The organism is Paraburkholderia sp. (genome assembly GCF_035948235.1).
GTDB lineage: Bacteria > Pseudomonadota > Gammaproteobacteria > Burkholderiales > Burkholderiaceae > Paraburkholderia.
This window is the reverse complement of sequence record NZ_DASZJJ010000313.1, coordinates 1-4124: the sequence shown is the minus strand read 5'-3', so window position 1 is coordinate 4124 and position 4124 is coordinate 1. Positions and strand designations below refer to the sequence as shown.

The following is a 4124-nucleotide window of genomic DNA, read 5'->3' as shown; positions in this document are numbered from 1 at the left end:
CTCGGGCAGGCGCCCAGCGCGGATGTTCACCTGGATCGACGGCAGGATCAGGTTCGGCATGGCGAGGGTGCGGTCGCGCGTGCTGCGCATTTGTACGAAGGCTTCTTCGCTCACGCTGTCGTTCAGGTGGATGTTGCCCTCGCGCTGCGCGCTGACGGTGCTCTGGAAGCTCGGGCCGCGCGATTCGGGCGGGTAATCGTGGCACATGAAGAGGCGCGTCTGCCCCGGCAGAGCGAGCAGCTTGCGCACCGATCGATACAGCGTGTGTGCGTCGCCGCCAGGGAAATCGCAGCGCGCCGAACCCACGTCGGGCATGAACAGCGTATCGCCCACGAACACGGCGTCGCCGATCTGGTAGGCGAGATCGGCGGGCGTGTGGCCCGGCACATGCATCGCGCGCGCCGCGAGCGGGCCGACATGAAAGGTTTCCTCGTCGGTGAAGAGATGGTCGAATTCGCTGCCGTCGGCGGCCAGCGTGCCGCCCAGATTGAAGACCTTGCCGAACACGCCCTGCACCATGCGGATGTGCTCGCCGATGGCGATCCTGCCGCCCAGTTGCTGCTTGAGAAACGGCGCCGCCGAAAAATGGTCGGCGTGTGCGTGGGTCTCCAGCAGCCATTGGACCGTCAGGCCATATTCACGCACGAAAGCGATCACGCGCTGCGCCGATTCCGTGGACGTGCGGCCCGACTTCGCATCGTAGTCCAGCACCGGATCGACGATCGCACACGCCGAGCCGCGCCCCGAGTGCACGACGTAGGTGACGGTGGCCGTCGCCGGATCGAAGAACGGCTCGACGAGGGTGGCGGTTTCGGCTGAGGGGACAGGGGTGTGATCGGACATCGGCAACTCCATGCGGCGCTTGTTCTATTGAAAGACATATTATGAATCGATATAATGTTTGTCAACAAACTGTCAGCCGTTTCATGATGTCGCGCATCGCTCCCTGTCGTCTGACCCGCCGCCGGACCTATCGCCGCCTATGAACTCCCCTATCACGCCCGACGCCCTTTCCGCGCTGCGCGAATCCGCCGAAAAGTGCTGCGCGCTGCTCAAGGCGCTCGCGCACGAAGACCGTCTGCTGCTGCTTTGCCAGCTCGTCGAAGGCGAGCGCAACGTCGGCGAGCTTGAAGCGCTCGTCGGCGTGCATCAGCCCAGCCTGTCGCAGCACCTGGGCGTGCTGCGCGAGGAAGGCCTCGTCGAGACGCGCCGCGAAGGCAAGTACATCTATTACCGTCTCGCGGGCAACGAAGTCATCCAGGTGATGCAGACGCTTTCCAGCCTTTATTGCGGCCGGCTGAAGGCAAAACCGGCAAAACCGGCAAACCCGGCAAACCCGGCTCGCCCGGCCTGAGCATCGCGCAACGCATCGCCGCCGCCAATCATCCAGCCATACCAGGAGTTTTCGAGCCCATGCAAATCGTGCAACACGACGCGCGCTTCGCGAGCGCCGACCAGATCACGCCCGCCGATCTCGCCGCCATCGCGGCCGCAGGCTTCCGTTCGGTCATCTGCAACCGGCCGGATGGCGAAGGCGGCCCGTCGCAGCCCGCGTCGAGCGATATCCGCGCAGCCGCCGAACAGCTCGGCCTGCATTTCGCGTATCTGCCGGTCACGCCCGGCAAGATCGGCGCCGACGATGTCGCGCAGTTCGCGCAAGCGCTCGCCGACCTGCCCGCGCCCGTGCTCGCCTACTGCCGCACCGGCAATCGCGCGACCAATCTGTGGCAGTTCGCGCAGGCGAGCGCCGTTGCCGCGCCGCTTGCCGCTGCGAGCGCAAACAGCGCGAAAGCCGCCAGCAACGCCGAACCGTGGGATGTCGTCGTGATCGGCGGCGGCACGGCGGGCATCAGCGTGACGGCGAGCCTGCTGCGCCGCCAGCGCAATCTGCGCATCGCCATCGTCGAGCCCAACGACCAACACGACTATCAGCCCGCCTGGACGCTGGTGGGCGGCGGCGCTTTCGACGTGAAAAAGACCCGCCGCCCAATGGCGAGCGTGATGCCGCAAGGCGCAACATGGCTGCGCGCAGGCGCGGAGCGCGTCGAGCCCACGCAGAACCTCGTACGCCTGACCAATGGCGAGACCGTCGCCTACAAGCAGTTGATCGTCGCGCCTGGACTGCGGCTGGCGTGGGAGCGCATCGCCGGGTTGCAGGAAACGCTGGGCAAGAACGGCGTGACTTCGAATTACCGCTACGACCTCGCGCCCTACACGTGGGAACTGGTGCAGAAGATGCAAAGCGGCACCGCGCTCTTCACGCAGCCGGCCATGCCGATCAAGTGCGCGGGCGCGCCGCAAAAGGCCATGTATCTGGCCTGCGATCACTGGATGAAGCGCGGCGTGCTGCCGAAGGTGAAGGTCGAATTCGATCTGGCGGGCGCCGTGTTGTTCGGTGTGCCGACTTTCGTGCCGCCGCTCATGGAGTACGTGAAGCGCTACAACGCCCAGCTCGAATTCAGCTCGAACCTGGTTGCGATCGACGGCTCGGCACGCAAGGCGACCTTCGAAGTGAAGGACGCCGACGGCAACATCAAGCGCATCGACAAGCGCTTCGACATGATCCATGTGGTGCCGCCGCAAGTCGCGCCCGACTTCATCCGCGAGAGCGATCTGGGCGATGCGGCCGGCTGGTGCGAAGTCGATCACGCGACGCTCCAGCATCCGCGCTGGCCCAATGTGTTTTCGCTCGGCGATGTGTGCTCGGCGCCCAATGCCAAGACCGGTGCGGCCGCGCGCAAGCAGGCCGTGATCGTCGCCGAAAACCTGCTGGCAGCGCGCGCGAACGCGGAGATGCGTTACCGCTACGACGGCTACGGCTCGTGCCCGCTGACGGTCGAGAAAGGCAAGGTCGTGCTGGCCGAGTTCGGCTACGGCGGCAAGCTGCTGCCCACCTTCCCGCTCGACGCCACACGCCCGCGCCGCCTGATGTGGTTCCTCAAGGCCAGCTTCCTGCCGCGCTTCTACTGGAGCGGCATGCTCAAGGGCCGCGAGTGGTTCACGGGCGCATCGGCCAGCGACGCGCAAGGCTGAGCGAGCCACTCAAGCCGATATCGATAAAAAAGGAGACGCCGCCTCATGGACACCGCCTTGCTGGTGAGTACCGCGCTCGGCTCGGTCGTCGGGCTGATTCTTGCGCTGACGGGCGCGGGCGGCGCCATCGTCGCGGTGCCGCTGCTGGTGTTCGGTCTGGGTTTAAGCGTGGCGCAGGCCGCGCCCATCGGGCTGTTCGCGGTGGCGTTGGCGGCGGGCATCGGCGCGCTGCTCGCGCTGCGCGAGGGCAAGGTGCGCTACAAGGCCGCCGCGCTGATGGCCGCAGCCGGCGCGGTGATTTCGCCCGCCGGTCTGTGGGTCGCGCATCGCGTGCCGGACGCGCCGCTCATGCTGTTGTTCGCGGTGGTGCTCACGCGCGTGGCGTGGCGCATGTTTCATCAACCCGCCAGCGGTTCGAACACCGCGGCGCATGATCTACAGGGCGGCGCAGAGCCTTGCCCTTCCGATTTGCCCTGCCGCCTCAATCTCGAACGCGGCAAGCTCGACTGGACCGCGCCCTGCGCGCGGGCGCTCGCGTTCTCTGGGGCGATGGCCGGGTTTCTCTCGGGCCTGCTCGGCGTGGGCGGCGGCTTTGTGATCGTGCCGGCGCTCAAGCGCGCCTCCGATATTCCGATGCAGGGCATTGTCGCCACTTCGCTTGCCGTGATCGCGCTCGTGTCGACCGCGGGCGTGGCGGCGTCGGCCGCGAGCGGTCATATGCTCTGGCTCAATGCGCTGCCGTTCGCGGCGGGCGCGCTCGCCGGGATGCTGCTGGGCCGTGGTTTCGCGCGCCATGTGAGCGGCGTGCGGCTGCAGCAGTCGTTTGCGGTGTTCGCGGGTTGCGTCGCGGTGGGCATGGCCGTGAAGGCCGTTCACGCGCTGGTGGTTTCAGGCAACGTTTGAATCCGGCTTAGCCCTCGAAATCCAGCCCGCCGATCAAAATCTCCGGTTCGCCCTGCGTGCGCGTGGCGAAGTCCACCTCACGCGCCGTTTCCCACGACGCCATCTTGCGCACGGTCGCTTCCAGGTAGTGCGCGAAGCGCGCCTCGCCGCCGGGTTCCATGAGGCGCTCGATCTCGTCGATGTCCCAG

The 4124-nt window shown here is 66.7% G+C and carries 5 protein-coding genes; 3 read left to right on the top strand and 2 right to left on the bottom strand.

What is annotated here, in order from left to right; genetic code table 11:
- Positions 1-843: MBL fold metallo-hydrolase (locus tag VG320_RS27880; protein ID WP_327203300.1), on the bottom strand; the 843-nt coding region annotated here is incomplete at its 3' end.
- 139 nt (positions 844-982) lie between these two features.
- Between VG320_RS27880 and VG320_RS27875 the strand changes: the two genes are divergently transcribed.
- From VG320_RS27875 to VG320_RS27865, 3 genes are read left to right on the top strand one after another with little or no spacing between them, the layout of a single operon-like run.
- Entirely contained in the window at positions 983-1354 is a 372-nt protein-coding gene (locus tag VG320_RS27875; protein WP_327203299.1) for a metalloregulator ArsR/SmtB family transcription factor, read from the top strand.
- A 59-nt stretch (positions 1355-1413) separates the two neighbouring features.
- A complete protein-coding gene (locus VG320_RS27870) occupies positions 1414-3033 on the top strand; it encodes a TIGR01244 family sulfur transferase (RefSeq protein ID WP_327203298.1) in 1620 nt (539 codons plus the stop codon).
- Between the two features lie 45 nt (positions 3034-3078).
- On the top strand, positions 3079-3936 hold the full coding sequence (locus VG320_RS27865; RefSeq protein WP_327203297.1) for a sulfite exporter TauE/SafE family protein: 858 nt from the start codon (positions 3079-3081) through the stop codon (positions 3934-3936).
- Between the two features lie 7 nt (positions 3937-3943).
- Here VG320_RS27865 and VG320_RS27860 read toward each other — a convergent pair.
- Positions 3944-4124, bottom strand: a 181-nt coding sequence (locus tag VG320_RS27860) for a DUF5594 family protein (protein ID WP_327203296.1), incomplete at its 5' end; no start/stop codon positions are given.

Coding starts and splice junctions, on each gene's coding strand:
- VG320_RS27875 (WP_327203299.1), top strand. CDS start 983: ATGAACTCCCCTATCACGCCCGACGCCCTTTCCGCGCTGCGCGAATCC.
- VG320_RS27865 (WP_327203297.1), top strand. CDS start 3,079: ATGGACACCGCCTTGCTGGTGAGTACCGCGCTCGGCTCGGTCGTCGGG.
- VG320_RS27870 (WP_327203298.1), top strand. CDS start 1,414: ATGCAAATCGTGCAACACGACGCGCGCTTCGCGAGCGCCGACCAGATC.